Raw genomic sequence first — 18,073 nt, forward strand, 5'->3', positions numbered from 1 at the left:
TCATTGGTCGGCGGACCTGATCGCGGTTGGCTTGGCACATCACGAACCACGGGCCCTCCCGGACCCCTGAAGCGAGAAGAGGCCGCCATGCCGCACCTGGACGTCAACGACACCACCCTCTACTACGAGGACGAGGGCAGCGGCCCCGCGCTGCTGTTCCTGCACGGCTGGGGCACCAGCGCCCGGACCTGGGGCGCGCAGCTGCCCGACTTCACCCGGGACCACCGGGTGGTCACGGTCGACTGGCGCGGCTGCGGGCGGTCGGCCCGCCCGGTCCGCGGCAACACCACCGCCGGAGTGGTCAACGACCTGGTGGCCCTGATCGGCGCGCTGCGACTGGACCGACCGGTGGTTGTCGGCTCGTCGATCGGCGCGACCTTCGCCACCGAACTGGGCGTCCGCCGACCCGAGTTGATCAGCGGAGTGATCGCCGTGGACGGGCCGGCGTACTGGCCGTCCACCGGGATGCCGATCGCGGAGCTGAGGGAAGGTCTGCGCCTGGACCGGGCCGGCACGCTCGCCGACTGCGTGCCCGGATGGTACGCACCCGGCACCTCCCCCGCCCTCATCGACTGGACGGTCCGTCAGATCCTCGACTCCGGCGTCCACATCGACCAGCACTTCATCGCCGCCAGCAGCTACGACCCGCGGCCGATCCTGCCCGCACTCCAGGTGCCGATCCACTACATCCACGGCGAACTCGACACCTCCATCCCCCTGCAAGTGGCCCGGACCTGCGCCGCCCTGACACCCGGCGCCGAACTCACCGTCATCACCGGCGCCGGCCACATGCCCCACCAAGAAGACCCCGACCAGTTCAACGCCACACTGCGCGCCGCGCTCGCCCGGATCGCACCGGCCACCCACGCCACCGCCTGAACACCCGCCCCACCCCCGCCTGCCCGGGCCCCCGCACGGACGGTCCGGGCAGGCGGTCCGCACAACCCACCCAAGAAGGAGACCTCCCATGCCCGTCACACGGGTACCCCTCAGCGGCGGCGCGGCCAGCGTCGAGTACGACCGACCGGGACCGGCCCGGGACTGGTAACTGGTCCACGGCACTGGCGCCACCCGCCAGCAGTGGCTCCCGTTGACCGAGGCCGTCGCCGACCGCTTCACGGTGGTCGCGCCGGACTACTCGGGCTCCGGCGGCACCATCGACCACGGCGGCCCGCTCACCCTTCCCCCGCCCCCGATTTCGGTCCACTTTTCCCGCATTGGACCATGAGGCGGGGACGCACCCCCCGCTAGCGTCGGCCGCGAACGGTCCCGAAACGACGAACGGAGCGCACTGTGCATCCCCCTCTCGCCGCCGACCTCGCCACGCTGCCCGACCTGTTGGAGACCACCCGGCAGCAGGCCGCGGCCCTCCTCGACGGGCTCGCCGACGCGCCGGTCGTCCCCGCACGGCCGGCCCCGGAACCGCGGCCGTTGCCCGAGCGGGGCACCGGACTCCGGGACGCGCTGGAGGACTTCCGGGCGCGCTGGCAACCCGGGCTGTCGGCGAGCGCCGGCCCGCGCTACCTCGGCTTCGTCACCGGCGGCGTGACCCCGGCGGCCCTCGCCGGCGACTGGCTGACCTCCACCGCGGACCAGAACTCCATGTCGTCCCTGGACGCCACCGGAGCGCATCTGGAGGGGGAGACGGTGGGCTGGCTGCGCACGCTCTTCGGGCTGTCCGACGCCCATGAGGGCGCGCTGGTCAGCGGTGCCACCATGTCCAACACGGTCGGGCTGGCGATCGCCCGCGAATGGCTCGGGGAGCGGCGCGGCGTCTCCCCGGCCGAGGACGGGGTGGCCGCGCTCGGCCCGGTGCGGGTGCTCTCCGGCGCCCCGCACTCCAGCGTGGCCAAGGGGCTGTCGATGCTCGGCCTCGGCCGGTCCGCGCTGGTCACCGTCCCCACCCTCCCCGATCGGGAGGCGGTGGACCCGGCCGCCCTGGAACGCGCCCTCCAAGAGGCCGACGGCCCCTGCGTCATCGTCGCCAACGCCGGCACCGTCAACACCGTCGACTTCGACGACCTGCCCGCCCTCGCCGCGCTCCGCGACCGCTACGGCTGCTGGTTGCACGTCGACGCCGCGTTCGGCGCCTTCGCCGCGCTCTCCCCGCACCACGCCCACCTGGCCAACGGTCTCGACCTGGCCGACTCGCTCTGCGTCGATCTGCACAAGTGGCTGAACGTCCCGTACGACAGCGCGGTCCAGTTCACCCGGCGCCGTGACCTCCAGGCCCGGGTCTTCCAGAACGCCGCCGCCTATCTGGGCCCGCTGGGCGACACCCCCGATCTGGTCCATCTGACCCCGGAGAACTCCCGCCGACTACGGGCCCTCCCCGCCTGGTTCACGCTGCGCGCTTACGGGCGCGATGGCCACCGCGACATCGTGGAACGCTGCGCGGACGGCGCCCGCACCCTGGGCGAGGCGGTCGCCTCCCTCGACGGCCTGCGGCTGCTCGCCCCGGTCCGCCTGAACGTCGTCTGCTTCACCCTCACCGACTCCCCCACCGCCGCACGCCTCGCCGCCCTGGCCGACGCCCTGGCCGCCGAGGTCTTCCTGACCCCCACCGTGCATGCGGGAGTGCCCGCCCTCCGCGCCGCGTTCAGCAACTGGCGGACCACCGCCGAGGACGTCCGGCGGATCGTCACGGCCCTGGAAACCACGGTGCGGAAGCTGCCGACGCCGTGACGGAACCCCAGGTTGGACAGTGGACACGAGCCGACAGCGGGCCCCACTCGCCCCCGTCCGACACACCGGCACGATCCCTCGGACAGGCCCTAAGCTGCCGCCCATGCGACCCCTCATGATCAACGACCCCGAGAACGCCCCCGAGCCCGTCGTCCTGGACGCCCACGCGGTGCTGGCCGACCCCGAACTGGCCGCCGGCTTCGCCGAGTCGGCGCATCGGATACTCGCCGACCTGGTCGCCGAGGGCGCGCCGCTCGGCTGGGTCGACCCGCCCGGGCGCGACGAGGTGGCCGCACTGGTCGAGCGGGCGCTGGCCGCGGCCACGTCCGGCGACGGGGCGCTGCGGGCCGCCTACGCCGGGCGGACCCTGATCGGCCTGGGCTACTGGTTGCGCTACAGCCGCCCGACCAACCGCCCGCACGCCGATCTGGAGAAGCTCGCGGTGGCCGGCACCGCCCACCGCCGCGGCACCGGCCGGGCGCTGACCGCCGCGCTGATCGACGACGCCCGGCAGGCCGGCATCGAGGTGCTGACCCTGGACGCCCGTGCCGACAATGCGCACGCCCTGCGCCTGTACCGGTCGCTGGGCTTCCGGGAGTACGGCCGGCTCCCCGGCTTCGTCGCGATCGGCGAGCGCCGCTGGGACAAGGTCTTCTACCTGCTCGACTTCCGCTCGGAGGCGACCGGCCCGGAGGCGACCGGCTCGGAGGCGTCCCGCTGAGCGGGCAGCGCGGAGCCCCGGCGCCCCGTCGTACACGGTGCGCCGGGGCCCAGGGGCGGACGCCACTCAGCGGCGGGCGGTGACGCTCCCCTCGAAGGAGGCGAAGGCCGCCTCCTGCCGCCACTCGACGGCCGCCTTGGGGCTGGACGCGAGCAGGTGCCGGCAGGCGAGACCGGGGGTTCCGCTGCCGGGGAGCTGTCCGCGGCAGGCGGCGACCGGGTGGTAGCCGGACCGTGTCGGGTTGCCCTGCCACAGGCTGCGGCCGGAGAGGAAGGAGTACTGGAGGGAGGCCCGGGCCAGGTCCTTCAGCTCGCCGTAACCGAGGTGGTACGTGGTGGCGGCGTACTGGTACTCGTGGCTGATGTCGATGCGGGAGATGCCCGGGTCGTCGGTGGCCAGCACGATCGGCACCCCGTAGGCGCGGTAGGTCGCGAAGGGGTGCTCGGCGCCCTTCACCCCGAGGATCTGGGCGTTGCTGGTGAACGGGACCTCTACGGCCACCTGGCGGGCGGCCATGGTCCGCGCCAACTGCTGCCAGTCGTCCTCGTGGACCAGGTCCACGCCGTGACCGATGCGTTCGGCGTGGGCGACGTTGACGGCCTCGTTGATGTGGAACTTCAGGTCTGCCGGCTTGGCCAGGCCCGGCCACAGCTCACCGGCGTGCAGGGTGATGTGGGCGCGCGGATAGGTGCCGTGCAGGTAGTTGAGCATCCGCATCTGGAGGCTGTAGTCGCGCAGGGCGCTTTCGCCGTCCTCGGGCTGGACCAAGTTGACCGCGGTGAACCGCGGGTCCTGCTCGGCCAGGCGCAGTCCGACTTCCATCTGCGTGAAGACCCGCTCGGGGGTGCTGCCCCGGGAGACCTGGGAGTTCCACCGCACCGTCAGCCGACACCCGGGCGCGGGGTGGGAGGTGCCGCAGCGGGAGGTCTTGCGGAACTCGGCGTCGGCGTCGTCCGCTTCCTTGCGGGCCGTGGCCACCAGGCGGTCCAGCTTGCCGTCGGCGACCAGTGCCCGGTGCATACGGTCGAAGTCGCCGTGCCAACCGATCGCGTCGGCAACCTTCTTGGCTTCCTCGGAGGCGGGGGTGACCAACGTCTCCAGGTAGAACTGGTTCTGCCCGACGATGCCGTCGGCGACCCGCGACAGCAACTTGCCGCGGTGGCGCCAGGTCACCTCGCCGAACTTGCCGAAGGTGTCGAAGAAGTGGTCGTGCCCCGACTCGCCCGCCGGGAAGTCCTCCATGGACCAGGCCCGCACCAGGGCGTCATGGAAGGCCCGGTCGGTCCGGGCGTCCGCCGCCGGCCGCTTCCCCGGTCCGCACGACGGCGGAACCGCCGTCATCGTCTTCTCGTCGATGCACAGTCCGTCCTCGGCGGCGAGGGTGATCAGGTACTCGGTCGGCACCGCGCCGGAGAGGTGGTTGTGCAGGTCGCCGCCCTTCGGCAGCTGCCGGAAGAAGCTGCCCAGCCGCGCCGGATCCTGACGGACGGACTCCAGGTAGGCGGCGGTGCGCGCCTCGGCCGTGGTCAGCGGTCGGGCGGAAGGCGACTGCGGGAGGGGGGCGTTGGGCGACTGCGCGGCCGCGGGTAGCGCGGATATCAACGGCAATACGCTGAGGGCGGCCAGAGTGGTCCGGAGAATCCGGCGACGGCGCGTGGCACGAGGGTGATCATTTTTCACGTTCGCATCGTCACGTTCCGACGAAGTTCTGGCCAGGCACTTTTCAGCAATTCCGGCGGACGGGCCGGCAACGCCGGCCGCCGACCTGCGCCGATGCTCAGTCGGAGCAGGTCCGGGCCGCCTTGAGGTTGGCCTTCTTCACCTTGTTCCCACAGGTCGCCATGGAGCACCAGCGGCGCCGTCCGCCGCGACTGGTGTCCACGAACAGCCCGTCGCCGGCACCCGCGGACAGGGCGGCACCTTCCGCACGCCCTCCCTCGCGTGCCCGGCGCGGCACTATCTGGAGTTGGCAACTCCAGATAGTGCTAGTGTCAGGTCATGGACGGAACGGATTCATCCGCGCCCCGTGGCGCACGGCGCCTGAGACGCGATGCCGAGGCCAATCGGCAGCGCACCCTCGAAGCCGCTCGGGAGGTGTTCGCCGAACGCGGGCTGGGGGTGAACCTCGACGACATCGCTCGCCATGCCGGAGTCGGAGTGGCGACTTCCTACCGGCTTTTCGGCAACAAGCAGGCGTTGATCAACGAGCTGTTCGAAGAACGTGTCGATGCTTTGGTGGCGTGCGCCGAGCAGGCTCTGACGCATGACGACCCCTGGGAGGGGTTCGTCGGCCTGCTGACCATGACGTTGGAGCAGATGGCAGCCGATCGCGGACTGCGAGAAGTGGTGTTCTCCAAGGTCGGGGGCCGCCCCCAGGTGGCACATGCCCGCCGCAAGTTCGTGCCCGCAGCCGACGCGGTCATGCGCCGCGCCCAGGAAGCCGGCCCGCTGCGCGCGGACTTGGCGACGACCGACCTGCCCCTGATCTTCTACATGGTGAGCTGCGCGATTCAGCACACCCAGCCGGTCTCGAACGCGGTGTGGAGGCGCTACCTGACGATCGTCCTGGACGGTCTGCGCGTTCGCCCCGGGCTGACGGACATGCCGGTGGTCGCCCTCACGACCACCGAGGAAGAGCAGGTTGCCGGCTTGAACCCCGCCAGTTCCTGAGCGTTCTCGCCAACCCCGTGGTGCTCCATGCGGGTTCCGATGTCTCGCCCTGTGCAGGGGCCTTGATCTGCACGCAGTCGTGACCGCAGCGGTGTGAGACACCGCGTGCGGTCAAGGCCCCCTGCTGTCATGCCTGCGCGCGGCGGGCTGGCGTGCTGCGCCTGCCGGCTGGACTTCGCACGCCCGAAAGATCTTCACACGCCGTGGCGTACCGCGGCGTTCGCTCCGTCGCACTCAAACGTCTCGCTGTAGTGGAACGGCCTGGACGAAGGCGGGCGCTTCCCCTCCCTGGAGGTGCCGCAGGCATCCGTCGGAGAACTGCGTGCCGCACCGAGTGCGGCCGGCTCCCCACCTTCGAAAAGCACCCAAGGAAGCAACCAAGGAAAGGACCAAATCCGTTGAATCCGACAGTTCTTGAGGTCGACTACCTGATCGTCGGAGCCGGGGCCATGGGCATGGCCTTCGCCGACACCCTCATCGCCGAAACCGACGCGACGGTGGCCATCGTCGACCGCTACGACCAGCCCGGCGGTCACTGGACGGTCGCCTACCCCTTCGTGCGCCTGCACCAGCCCTCGGCCTTCTACGGCGTCAACTCCCGCAAGCTGGGCAGCGGCGCGATAGACCAGGACGGCTGGAACGCCGGACTGCACGAGCTGGCCTCGGCCAGCGAGATCCTGGCCTACTTCGACCAGGTGATGCACAAGACGCTCCTGCCGACCGGCCGGGTCTCCTACTTCCCCAAGTCGTTCTACGACGGCCCGGATCCACAGCGGCCCGACGTCCAGCGCTTCCACTCCATCGTCAGCGGGGCCGGCTTCGAGGTGACCGTCAAACGGCGGACCGTGGACGCCACCTACATGAACGTCACGGTGCCGGCCATGGTGCCGCCCACGTACGAGGTCGCTTCCGGCGTCCGCCTGATCACTCCCAACCAGCTGCCCGCCCTCCAGGACCAGCCGTCCCACTACACCGTCGTCGGGGCGGGAAAGACCGGCATCGACGCCTGCCTCTGGCTGCTCAGCCGCGGCACCGATCCGTCCGACATCACCTGGATCATGCCCCGCGATTCCTGGCTGCTCGACCGCGCCCACTGGCAGCCCGGGAATCTCGGCGGCGAAGCGGACGCGGCTCGCCTCAAGGCGGTGGCCGACGCCCAGACGGTCCAAGACCTGTTCGCACGGCTGGAGGACAGCGGCCTGCTGCTGCGACTGTCGCCCGACATCGAGCCGACCGCCTTCCGCTGTGCGACCGTCGCCCGCGCCGAACTCGCGCAGCTACGCCGCCTCGACGACGTCGTCCGCCACGGCAGGGTCAAGCGCATCGACGAGCACGCGATCGAACTCGACCAGGCCACCCTGCCCGCCGAGGCCGGGACCCTTTACATCGACTGCACCGCCGATGGCCTGGAACGACGCCCGGAAGTACCGGTGTTCGACCAAACGCGCATCACGTTGCAGGCGGTCGTTCCCTGCCAGCAGGTGTTCAGCGCCGCACTCACCGCCCACGTCGAGGCGGCTTACGCCGACGACGACACCAAGAACGCGCTGTGCGCACCCTCGCCGCACCCCAACTCCGCCCTGGACTGGATTCAGTTCTTCAGCGACATCCAGGAGCGGTTCAAGCGGTGGACCGCCGACCCGGCACTCGTCGAATGGCTCGGCACATGCAGGCTCATGGGCCGGCGGATGCCGGAGCTCTCGCCCGAGCAGTGGACCGCGCTCCTGCCCATGTTCCAGGCCCAGAAGCTGAAGCTGGAGGAACTTCTCCAGCAAGCCAACGCGGTCGCGGCGGTCGGCTGACCGCCTCCGCCCCCCCCGCACGCCGTCATCCCACGGCCGATTCCAAGCAGGGGAGGCGTGCCTGTGCAGCGGCGGCTGCCCGCGTTCCGTACCGCCATATCGGGAACGGTACGGAACGCGGGCAGCGCGGACCGCTAGCTGAGCCAATGAACCCCCGAAGAGGATCCCAAGCCGCTGCTGACGAACAGCCTTCGTCGGTGGCGGAGTTGCGGATCCTAGAGCCGGAGTCAGGCCACCGGCGCCGGGTAGGTCGGGTACTCCACCCCGGAGACGTACTGGACGACGCGGATGACCTGGCAGGAGTAGCCGAACTCGTTGTCGTACCAGAGGTAGAGGATCGCGTTGTCGCCGTCGACCTTGGTGGCGCCGGCGTCGACGATCGACGCGTGGCGCGAGCCGATGAAGTCGTTGGAGACCGCGTCGGGGGCGCTGGTGAAGTCGATCTGGCGCTTGAGCGGCGAGGTCAGCGACACGTCACGGAGGTAGTCGAGGACCTCCTCGCGGGTGGTCTCGCGCGCCAGCTGGAGGTTGAGGATGGCGATCGAGACGTCCGGCACGGGGACCCGGATCGAGCTGCCGGTGATCTTCGCCTTGAGGTCGGGCAGCGCCTTGGCGACGGCGGACGCGGCACCGGTCTCGGTGATGACCATGTTGAGCGGCGCCGAACGGCCACGGCGGTCCGACTTGTGGTAGTTGTCCAGCAGGTTCTGGTCGTTGGTGAACGAGTGGACGGTCTCCACGTGGCCGCGCAGCACGCCGTACTCGTCCTCCATCGCCTTCAGCGGCGGGACGATCGCGTTGGTGGTGCAGGAGGCGCAGGACAGGATCTGCTCGTCCGGCTTGATCATGTCGTGGTTGACGCCGTGCACGATGTTGGGCACGTCGCCCTTGCCCGGGGCGGTCAGGACGACCTTGTCGACGCCGGGGCGCAGGTGCTTCGACAGGCCCTCGCGGTCGCGCCATTTGCCGGTGTTGTCGACCAGGATGGCGTTCTTGATGCCGTACGCCGTGTAGTCGATCTCGGTCGGGTCGTTGGCGTAGATCACCTTGATCGCGTTGCCGTTGGCGATGATCGTGCTGTTCGCCTCGTCGACGGTGATCGTGCCCTGGAACTGGCCGTGGATGGAGTCCCGACGCAGCAGCGAGGCGCGCTTGACCAGGTCCTCGTCGGCCCGGCCGCCGCCGCCACGGACGACGATGGCGCGCAGGCGCAGGCCGTTGCCGGAGCCGGCCTTCTCGATGAGGAGGCGGGCCACGAGGCGGCCGATGCGGCCGAAGCCGTAGAGGACGACGTCGCGTCCCTCGCGGCACTCGATCTTGTTGGCGCCCGTGGCGCCGGCGACAGCCTCGGCGGTGAAGTCCGCCACCGACAGACCGCGGTCGTCGGACCGGTAGGTCGCGGCCAGCATGCCGAGGTCGATCTGGGAGGGGCCGAGGTCGAGCGCAGTGAGCGCCTGGAGGAACGGCAGCGTCTCGGTGACCGACAGCTCCTCGCCGGCGATCTGCCGGGCGAAGCGGTGGGTCTTGAGGATGCTGACCACCGACTTGTTCACCAAGGAGCGGCTGTGGAGGAGGACGGTGACGTCCCGCTCCCGGTGCAGCTTCCCGATGATCGGGATCATCGACTCCGCGATCTCCTCGCGGTTCTTCCAGTTGGTGAACGAGTCGTCGTTGACAGTCACAGGCTTATCTCTCGATCGAGCTAGGCGGTGCTCATATGCTAACCCCACTCCAGTTCGACCCCTCCAAGGGGTGCCCCCGAGGGGAGCGCCCGCCGAATGAACGCTCCGCGCGCTCGGGGTGAACCCGTCGCGTCCCCTCCCTTGACAGCTCCCCCGCCCGCGGCCGACGATCCCCGGGTGAACCTGTCAGACAGCCAGACAGCTGGCGACATACCCTCCGCCCCCGTCCCCCGCCGCGTGAGCGCGATGGAGGCCGTGCTGAGCCATCTGCGCGGAGCAATCGAGCGGGGCGACTACGCCGTCGGGGACAAGCTCCCCTCCGAAGCCGAGCTGTGCCGCCGCCTCGAAGTCAGCCGGCCGGTGCTCCGCGAGGCGCTCCGCGCGCTCCAGACGATGGGGCTCACCGTCTCCCGCACGGGCAAGGGCACCTTCGTCGTCTCGGACGGCGCGGTGGCCGATCCGACCTTCGGCGACTACACGGCCAGTGACCTGCTGGAGGTCCGTCGCCACGTCGAGGTCCCGGTCGCCGGGTACGCGGCGGTGCGTCGGACGCCGGAGGACCTCGACCACCTGACCCACCTCCTGGAGCGGATGGAGCGGGAGACCGACACCACCGCCTGGGTCGCCATGGACACGCTCTTCCACCTGACGGTCGCCGAGGCTGCCCGGAACCCGGTCTTCCGGCGGGTGATCGAGGAGATCCGGGACGCCCTGGCCCGTCAGTCGGCGTTCCTCAACGACGTCGGCGGGCGCCGCGAGCAGGCGAACCGGGAGCACCGGGCCATCGTGGAGGCCCTCGCCGACAGCTCCGAGCAGGACGCCGTCGAAGCGATGCAGCACCACCTCGCGCGGGTCGAGTCGACGCTGTCCACCATCGTCGGGACGGCGCACCGTGCGGCCCCCACCACGGACGGCACCGAAGGCGAGGAGCGCGGATGAACGAGCCCTCGGTACGCGAGACGGATCCATCGGGCGCGGAGCGGCGGCCTCCTACGGGTGGCGGGCACGTGGACGCCGGCGACGCCGGCTACCGCAAGTCGCTCACCTCCCGGCACATCAACATGATCGCCATCGGCGGCGCCATCGGGACCGGCCTGTTCCTGGGGGCGGGCGGCCGGCTCGCCACCGCGGGACCGTCGCTGGCCCTGGCGTACGCGCTGTGCGGCGTCGTCGCCTTCCTCGTCGTCCGGGCCCTGGGCGAACTGGTGCTGTACCGGCCGTCGTCCGGCGCGTTCGTCTCCTACGCCCGGGAGTTCCTCGGCGAGAAGGGGGCGTTCGTCGCGGGCTGGATGTACTTCCTGAACTGGGCGACCACCGGGATCGCCGACATCACCGCGGTGGCGACCTACACGCACTACTGGGGCATGTTCGCCGACGTCCCGCAGTGGGTGATCGCACTGATCGCGCTGGCGGTGGTGCTCACCGTGAACCTGATCTCGGTGAAGATCTTCGGTGAGCTGGAGTTCTGGTTCGCGATCGTCAAGGTCGGCGCGCTCACCCTGTTCATGCTGATCGGCATCTATCTGCTCGCCACCCACCACCCGGTGGACGGGCACTCCCCCGGGCCCTCGCTGATCATCGACAACGGCGGGTTCTTCCCGACCGGTTCGCTGGCGATGCTGCTGGTCGTCCAGGGGGTGGTCTTCGCCTACGCCTCGGTGGAACTGGTCGGGGTCACGGCCGGCGAGACCGCCGAGCCGGCGAAGGTGGTGCCCCGGGCGATCAACTCGATCATGTGGCGGGTGGCCCTGTTCTACGTGGGCACGGTGGTGCTGCTGACCATGCTGCTGCCCTGGAACGCGTACTCGTCGGGCGAGAGTCCCTTCGTCACCGTGCTCTCCCGGCTCGGGGTCCCGGCCGCGGGCGGGGTGATGAACCTCGTCGTGCTCACCGCCGCGATGTCCAGCCTCAACTCCGGTCTCTACTCCACCGGGCGCATCCTGCGCTCGATGGCGCTGTCCGGGTCCGCGCCGCGGTTCACCGGCGTGATGAGTCGCAGCCAGGTGCCGTACGGCGGGATCCTGCTCACCTCGGGCTTCTGCGTGCTGGGAGTGGGGCTCAACTACCTCGTGCCGAGCCAGGCGTTCGAGATCGTGCTGAACTTCGCGGCGATCGGCATCCTCAGCACCTGGGCCATGATCATGATCTGCCATCTGTTGTTCTGGCGGAAGGCCCGGGCCGGGCAGCTGATCCGCCCCGGCTACCGACTGCCCGGTTCCCCGTGGACCGAGCTGGTGACGCTGGTCTTCCTCGCCCTGGTGCTGGTGCTGATGTGGGCCGACGGTGGCGCCGGTCGGACCACCGTGCTGTCGTTGCCGGTGATCGCGGCCGCGCTGGTCGGCGGCTGGTTCCTGGTCCGCCGCCGGGTCGCCGCCCTCCAGGCCGGGGCCGAGCCCGGGCCCGGGAGTGGCGCATGAGCACGTGGCACGGCACCACCGCTGAAACGGTCGGCGGCACGGTTTCCGGCGGCGCCGTCGCGGGGCGGGCCGCGGGTGATCCGCCGCCCCTGCGCACTCCACACCACGTCCCGGTCGCCCAGGTCGTCCGCGACGGTCTCGTCGAGGGCGTCCACCACGGTTCGGTGGTGGTGCTGGCGGCGGACGGCACCGTGGCGTACCAACAGGGCGACGCCGAGGCCGCGTTCTACCCCCGTTCGGCGCTCAAACCGCTCCAGGCGGTCGGTCTGCTGCGGGCCGGGCTGCCGCCGCTGGACGACGCGGCGCTGGCCCTGGTCGCGGCCAGTCACTCCGGCGAGGAGCGTCACCTGACGACCGCCCGGCGCATCCTGCACGACGCCGGCCTGACCGAGGACGACCTGGGCAACGTTCCCGACCTGCCCTACGGGACCGCCCAACGGCACGCCTGGCTGGCCCGCGGTCTGGGTCCCAGTCGGCTCGCCCAGAACTGCTCCGGGAAGCACGCCGCCATGCTGGCAACGGCGCGCAGCCGCGGCTGGCGGCTGGACACCTACCTCGACCCCGGGCATCCGCTCCAGTGGGAGCTGGCCGCGACCGTGGAGGAGCTCACCGGGCAGGGCATCGCACGGGTCTCCGTCGACGGCTGCGGCGCACCGCTGTTCGCGGTCTCGCTGCTCGGTCTGACCCGGGCCGCGGCCCGGCTGGCCACCGCCGCCCCGGACACCGACGAGGGCCGGGTCGCACACGCCGTGCGCAGCCACCCGGAGATGGTCTCCGGCCATGACCGCGACGTCGCCCGGCTGGTCCGGGCGCTGCCCGGGCTGTTGGCCAAGGACGGTTTCGAGGGCGTGCAGATCGCGGCGCTGCCGGACGGCCGGGCGGTCGGCGTGAAGATCGCCGACGGCGCGGACCGCGCCCGGATGCCGGTGACGGCCGCGGCACTGGCCCGCTGCGGTGTGCCCGCCACGGTGCTCGCTCCGTTCGCCACCACCCCAGTCCTGGGCGGCGGGACGGAGGTCGGTTTTCTCCGGGCGATCGCTTCGCCGCCCGTCCGCCCCTACGACGACCACCCCCGTCCACGGCAGCCGGCCGCGTGACACACCCCCCTCCCCCTCACCCCTCATCCCACCGCACGAAGGAACCTCCCGTCATGACGTCCGGCCACCGCCGCGAACACGACCTGCTCGGCGACCGCGAGATACCCGCCGACGCCTACTGGGGCGTGCACACCCTGCGCGCCTCGGAGAACTTCCCCATCACCGGCACCTCGATCTCCGGATACCCGCACCTGATCGACGCGCTGGCCGCCGTCAAGGAGGCCGCCGCCCGCGCCAACGCCGACCTCGGCCTCCTCGCCCCGGAGCAGGCCGACGCGATCGCCGCCGCCTGCCGGGAGATCCGCGACGGGCGACTGCACGACCAGTTCATCGTCGACGTGATCCAGGGCGGCGCCGGAACGTCGACCAACATGAACGCCAACGAGGTGATCGCCAACCGCGCGCTGGAGCTGCTGGGCCACGCCAAGGGCGACTACGCGCGACTGCACCCCAACGAGCACGTCAACCTCAGCCAGTCCACCAACGACGTCTACCCGACGGCCGTTAAGGTCGCCACGGTGTACGCGGTGCGGGAGCTGCTGGCCGCGATGACCGTGCTGCGCGAGGCGTTCGCCGCCAAGGCCGAGGAGTTCCGGGACGTCCTGAAGATGGGCCGCACCCAGCTCCAGGACGCGGTGCCGATGACGCTGGGTCAGGAGTTCTCGGCGTACGCGGTGATGCTGGAGGAGGACCAGAGCCGACTGGCCGAGGCGGTCACCCTCATTCACGAGATCAACCTCGGTGCCACCGCCATCGGGACCGGGCTCAACGCGCCGAAGGGCTACGCCGAGGTGGCCCGCCGGCATCTGGCGGAGATCACCGGGCTGCCGCTGGTGACCGCGGCCAACCTCGTGGAGGCCACCCAGGACTGCGGGGCGTTCGTCCACCTGTCCGGCGTCCTCAAGCGGATCGCGGTCAAGCTCTCCAAGAGCTGCAACGATCTGCGGCTGCTCTCCTCCGGCCCGCGGGCCGGGCTCGCGGAGATCAACCTGCCGCCGGTGCAGGCCGGTTCGAGCATCATGCCGGGGAAGGTCAACCCGGTGATCCCGGAGGTGGTCAACCAGGTCGCCTTCGAGGTGATCGGCAACGACGTCACCATCACCATGGCCGCGGAGGCCGGGCAGCTCCAGCTCAACGCCTTCGAACCGATCATCCTGCACTCCCTGTCGGAGAGCATCACCCACCTGGGAGCGGCCTGCCGCACCCTCGCGGAGCGCTGTGTCGCCGGCATCACCGCCAACACGGAGACCCTGCGGGCGAGCGTGCAGAACTCCATCGGTCTGGTCACCGCCCTCAACCCGCACATCGGCTACACCGCGGCGACCGCGATCGCCAAGGAAGCCCTCGCCACCGGGCGCGGGGTCGCCGAACTGGTGCTGGAGCGGGGGCTGTTGCCCGAGGAGCGGCTCGCCGCACTGCTCCGCCCGGAGGAGATCGCCGGGGCGAGCGGCACCCTGTCCTGATCCGGCCGGGGCCGAGGCGGCCGCCCGTCACCCCGGTTCCCCGTCGGAAGCCCGGCCCGCGTCCGTCGCGGGCCGGGCTTCCGCGTCCTGGCGGGGGGAAGCTGTGGCGCGGCGGCCGCACGGCGTACCGTCCTGGTCAAGGCGGCCCGCACGATTCCCGCGCGGGCCGCGGGACCGGACACGACGGGAGAAGGCTCCGATGCGTATCGCGCTGTGCCAGATGACCTCTTCGACCGAACCGAAGGAGAACCTCGCGCAGGTCGCGGACCTGGTGCGCCGGGCCGCCGCCGAGGGCGCGCGGCTGGCGGTGCTGCCGGAGGCGGCGATGGTGCGCTTCGGGGCGCCGCTCGGGTTGGTCGCCGAACCGTTGGACGGGCCGTGGGCCGAGGGGGTGCGGGCGGTGGCCCGGGAGACCGGGGTGACCGTGGTGGCGGGGATGTTCACCCCGGCACCGGACGGCCGGGTGGCCAACACCCTGCTGGCCACCGGGCCCGGAGTGGAGGAGTCCTACGACAAGATCCACCTCTATGACGCCTTCGGCTTCCGCGAGTCGGACACCGTCGCGTCCGGCGAGCGGGTGGTGACGATCGACGTGGACGGCGTCCGGGTGGGCCTGGCGACCTGCTACGACCTGCGGTTCCCGGAGTTGTTCCGGGCCCACGCGGACGCCGGGGCGACGGTGTCGGTACTGCCGGCTTCGTGGGGTGCCGGGCCGGGCAAGCGGGAGCAGTGGGACCTGCTGGTGCGGGCCCGGGCGCTGGACGCGACGGTGTGGCTGGCGGCGGTGGGCCAGGCGGCGCCGGACCAGGACGTCGATCCGGAGGCGCCCACCAAGGCGCCGACCGGTGTGGGGCACAGTGCGCTGGTCGGCCCGGACGGGACGGTGCGGGCGCGGCTGGGCGGTGCGCCGGGGCTGTTGCTGGGCGAGGTGGACCCGGCGGAGGCCGAGCGGGTCCGGCGGGCGGTGGCCGTGCTGGACAACCGGCGGCTGTAGGCGGGCCGCGCGGGCCCCGGTCGGAGGGATCCGGCCGGGGCCCGCGTCGTTCAACCGGCCAGTGGTTCCTGGGTGGTTGACGGGATGTCACGCAGGCCGAGGCGGAGGTGCTCGACGTGGTGGAGGGCCTGGTCGAGGAGTTCGGCGACGTGGTGGTCGTAGAGGGCGTAGACGATCGAGCGGCCGTTGCGTTCGCCGGTGACCAGGCCGAGGTTGCGCAGCAGGCGGAGCTGGTGGGAGCAGGCGGACTGTTCCATGCCGACGGCGGCGGCGAGGTCCCCCACCGAGCAGGGTCCCTCCTGGAGACGGGCGAGGATGCGCAGCCGGGAGGGGGTGGAGAGGGCCTGGAGGGTGGCGGCGACGTCCGCGGCTCCTACGGCGTCCAGGCGTTCGCGGGTGGTGGCGCTGCTCTTGTCATCAATTCCGTGGCCCATGAGAGCCATCCTAAGGATCCCGGTCACCAGAATGAATGAAGAGTTGTTCATTCATTCCTGTACGGTGATGGCGTCGCCCGTTCCTGCCCGCGAAGGGTCGTTCCGTCATGCCTGTAGCCACCACCCTGCAACCCCCACCACCGGTCACCGCCGCCCCCCGGACCACCCCGCGGCGCACCCGCGTATGGGCACTGGCCGAGGCCCGCTGGGCCGCCCTGGCCACCCTCGCGTTCCTGGTCGCCTTGCCGCTCCAGCTCACCGGCGCCCCCGCCTGGTCCTGGAGCCCGCTGTACGCCGTCGCCTATGCGGCGGGCGGCTGGGAGCCGGCCTGGGCCGGGCTCTGCGCACTCAGGGAGCGGACCCTCGACGTCGACCTGTTGATGATCGTCGCGGCGCTCGGGGCGGCGGCGATCGGCCAGCTGATGGACGGTGCGCTGCTGATCGTCATCTTCGCCACCTCCGGCGCCCTGGAGGCGCTGGCCACCGCCCGGACCCAGGACTCGGTGCACGGGCTGCTGGACCTCGCGCCCGCGACGGCGACCCGGCTGACCGGCGACGACGGCGAGGAGACGGTGGCTACCGCCGATCTGGTGGTGGGCGACACGATCCTGGTGCGGCCCGGTGAGCGGATCGGCGCGGACGGCCGGGTACTGGCGGGGGCCAGTGAGGTCGATCAGGCCACCATCACCGGTGAGCCGCTGCCGGCCCTCAAGGAGCCCGGCGACGAGGTGTTCGCGGGCACCCTCAACGGCCTGGGCGCGCTGCGGGTCCGGGTCGAGCGGGACGCCGGGGATTCGGTCCTCGCGCGGATCGTGGCGATGGTCGCGGAGGCGTCCGAGACCAAGGCGCCGACCCAGCTGTTCATCGAGAAGGTCGAGCAGCGGTACTCGGTGGGCCTGGTGGCCGTCACCCTGACGGTGTTCGCCGTTCCGCTGCTGCTGGGGGCGGAGTTGACCGGTGCGCTGCTGCGGGCGATGACGTTCATGATCGTCGCCTCGCCGTGCGCGGTGGTGCTGGCGACCATGCCGCCGCTGCTGTCAGCCATCGCCAACGCCGGGCGGCACGGGGTCCTGGTCAAGTCGGCCGTGGTGATGGAGCGGCTCGGGCAGGTGGACGCGGTCGCGCTGGACAAGACCGGAACGCTGACCGAGGGCACGCCCCGGGTGACCGCGATCCGGCCGTTGCCCGGCGCCGGACTGTCCCAGGACGCGCTGCTGACCTGCGCGGCCGCCGCCGAGCATCCGAGCGAGCACCCACTGGCCCGGGCGATCGTACGGGCCGCCCGCGACCGCGACGGCGCACTTCCCGGCGCCGAGGACTTCGCCGCCACTCCCGGCACCGGCGTCCGCGCCCGGGTCGACGATGTCCTGGTCGAGGTCGGGGCGCCGACCCGACTGCTGGCGGGCGGCGGACCGGTGGACGGTGAAGTCCTGGCGCTGGTGGACGAGTTGGAGGAGTCCGGGCACACCACGGTGCTGGTGGTGCGGGACGGCGCCCCGGCTGGGGTGCTGGGGATCACGGACCGGCTACGGCCGGACGCGGTGGCGACCGTGGGCGCGCTGCGGACCTTGACCGGGCAGACGCCGATGCTGGTCACCGGCGACAATCCGCGGGCCGCCGCCCGGCTCGCCGCGGAGGCCGGGATCGACGACGTCCGGGCCGGGCTACTGCCGCAGGACAAGGTCACCGCCGTCCGGGAGCAGGAGCGGGCCGGACGGAAGGTGCTGGTGGTGGGCGACGGCGTGAACGACGCCCCGGCGCTGGCCGCCGCACACACCGGCGTCGCGATGGGGCGGGCCGGGTCGGATCTGGCGTTGGAGACCGCGGATGCGGTGATCGTGCGGGATGAACTGGCCACCGTGCCGGCGGTGGTGACGCTCTCCCGGGCGGCGCGGAAGCTGGTGGTACAGAATCTGGTGATCGCTTCGGTGTTCATCTCGGGGCTGGTGGTCTGGGATCTGGTCGGTGAACTACCGCTGCCGCTCGGCGTGTTGGGGCACGAGGGGTCGACGGTCATCGTGGGCCTCAACGGGCTGCGGCTGCTGCGCGAGGCGGCGTGGCGGCGGGCCGCCGGCCGGGCCGGGTGACGGACTGCGGCCCGGCCGGGG

16 protein-coding genes are annotated in these 18,073 nt (G+C 71.6%); 12 read left to right on the forward strand and 4 right to left on the reverse strand.

The window, feature by feature from the left end; genetic code table 11:
- The first annotated feature begins 87 nt into the window (after positions 1-87).
- From ACO0M4_RS33300 to ACO0M4_RS33315, 4 genes are all read left to right on the forward strand, one after another.
- Entirely contained in the window at positions 88-879 is a 792-nt protein-coding gene (locus tag ACO0M4_RS33300; protein WP_430374804.1) for an alpha/beta fold hydrolase, read from the forward strand.
- Positions 880-1,048: 169 nt separating this feature from the next.
- Entirely contained in the window at positions 1,049-1,228 is a 180-nt protein-coding gene (locus ACO0M4_RS33305; RefSeq protein WP_430375346.1) for an alpha/beta fold hydrolase, read from the forward strand.
- Positions 1,229-1,293: 65 nt separating this feature from the next.
- Positions 1,294-2,685, forward strand: coding sequence for a pyridoxal phosphate-dependent decarboxylase family protein (locus tag ACO0M4_RS33310; RefSeq protein WP_430374805.1), 1,392 nt, complete (start codon positions 1,294-1,296; stop codon positions 2,683-2,685).
- Between the two features lie 103 nt (positions 2,686-2,788).
- On the forward strand, positions 2,789-3,406 hold the full coding sequence (locus ACO0M4_RS33315; RefSeq protein WP_430374806.1) for an N-acetyltransferase family protein: 618 nt from the start codon (positions 2,789-2,791) through the stop codon (positions 3,404-3,406).
- Positions 3,407-3,472: 66 nt separating this feature from the next.
- Here the strand turns inward: ACO0M4_RS33315 and ACO0M4_RS33320 are convergent, their stop codons facing one another.
- The gene (locus tag ACO0M4_RS33320) at positions 3,473-5,086 is read right to left on the reverse strand and encodes an adenosine deaminase family protein (RefSeq protein ID WP_430374807.1); all 1,614 of its coding nucleotides are present in this window, start codon (positions 5,084-5,086) and stop codon (positions 3,473-3,475) included.
- A 97-nt stretch (positions 5,087-5,183) separates the two neighbouring features.
- On the reverse strand, positions 5,184-5,363 hold the full coding sequence (locus tag ACO0M4_RS33325) for a CGNR zinc finger domain-containing protein (protein ID WP_430374808.1): 180 nt from the start codon (positions 5,361-5,363) through the stop codon (positions 5,184-5,186).
- Positions 5,364-5,404: 41 nt separating this feature from the next.
- Here ACO0M4_RS33325 and ACO0M4_RS33330 point away from each other — a divergent pair, with 41 nt between their 5' ends.
- Both ACO0M4_RS33330 and ACO0M4_RS33335 read left to right on the forward strand, forming a co-directional pair.
- Positions 5,405-6,076, forward strand: coding sequence for a TetR/AcrR family transcriptional regulator (locus ACO0M4_RS33330; protein ID WP_430374809.1), 672 nt, complete (start codon positions 5,405-5,407; stop codon positions 6,074-6,076).
- A 398-nt stretch (positions 6,077-6,474) separates the two neighbouring features.
- A complete protein-coding gene (locus tag ACO0M4_RS33335; protein ID WP_430374810.1) occupies positions 6,475-7,878 on the forward strand; it encodes an NAD(P)-binding protein in 1,404 nt (467 codons plus the stop codon).
- Between the two features lie 227 nt (positions 7,879-8,105).
- On the opposite strand, the gene ACO0M4_RS33340 is transcribed toward ACO0M4_RS33335, so the two are convergent.
- On the reverse strand, positions 8,106-9,560 hold the full coding sequence (locus ACO0M4_RS33340) for a glyceraldehyde-3-phosphate dehydrogenase (protein ID WP_430374811.1): 1,455 nt from the start codon (positions 9,558-9,560) through the stop codon (positions 8,106-8,108).
- A gap of 177 nt (positions 9,561-9,737) precedes the next feature.
- Here ACO0M4_RS33340 and ACO0M4_RS33345 point away from each other — a divergent pair, with 177 nt between their 5' ends.
- From ACO0M4_RS33345 to ACO0M4_RS33365, 5 genes are all read left to right on the forward strand, one after another.
- Positions 9,738-10,499, forward strand: coding sequence for a FadR/GntR family transcriptional regulator (locus tag ACO0M4_RS33345; protein ID WP_430374812.1), 762 nt, complete (start codon positions 9,738-9,740; stop codon positions 10,497-10,499).
- The gene (locus tag ACO0M4_RS33350; protein WP_430374813.1) at positions 10,496-11,977 is read left to right on the forward strand and encodes an amino acid permease; all 1,482 of its coding nucleotides are present in this window, start codon (positions 10,496-10,498) and stop codon (positions 11,975-11,977) included. The genes ACO0M4_RS33345 and ACO0M4_RS33350 overlap by 4 nt, the downstream gene beginning before the upstream one ends.
- Positions 11,974-13,074 carry an asparaginase gene (locus ACO0M4_RS33355; protein WP_430374814.1) on the forward strand — a complete coding sequence of 367 codons (1,101 nt, stop codon included), beginning with the start codon at positions 11,974-11,976 and terminating at the stop codon, positions 13,072-13,074. The genes ACO0M4_RS33350 and ACO0M4_RS33355 overlap by 4 nt, the downstream gene beginning before the upstream one ends.
- Before the next feature lie 53 nt (positions 13,075-13,127).
- Positions 13,128-14,537, forward strand: a complete 1,410-nt coding sequence (gene aspA, locus ACO0M4_RS33360; RefSeq protein ID WP_430374815.1) for an aspartate ammonia-lyase — start codon at positions 13,128-13,130, stop codon at positions 14,535-14,537.
- 199 nt (positions 14,538-14,736) lie between these two features.
- Complete coding sequence (locus ACO0M4_RS33365; RefSeq protein WP_430374816.1) at positions 14,737-15,531, forward strand: carbon-nitrogen hydrolase family protein; 795 nt, start codon at positions 14,737-14,739, stop codon at positions 15,529-15,531.
- A 50-nt stretch (positions 15,532-15,581) separates the two neighbouring features.
- On the opposite strand, the gene ACO0M4_RS33370 is transcribed toward ACO0M4_RS33365, so the two are convergent.
- Positions 15,582-15,965 (reverse strand): ArsR/SmtB family transcription factor, encoded by a 384-nt coding sequence (locus ACO0M4_RS33370; RefSeq protein WP_430374817.1) that lies wholly within the window; start codon positions 15,963-15,965, stop codon positions 15,582-15,584.
- 107 nt (positions 15,966-16,072) lie between these two features.
- Here ACO0M4_RS33370 and ACO0M4_RS33375 point away from each other — a divergent pair, with 107 nt between their 5' ends.
- On the forward strand, positions 16,073-18,052 hold the full coding sequence (locus ACO0M4_RS33375) for a heavy metal translocating P-type ATPase (protein WP_430374818.1): 1,980 nt from the start codon (positions 16,073-16,075) through the stop codon (positions 18,050-18,052).
- The last annotated feature ends 21 nt before the right edge of the window (positions 18,053-18,073 follow it).

Origin of the sequence: Streptomyces sp. RGM 3693, assembly GCF_050471125.1 — a bacterium.
In the GTDB taxonomy this organism is placed as follows: Bacteria; Actinomycetota; Actinomycetes; order Streptomycetales; family Streptomycetaceae; genus Streptomyces.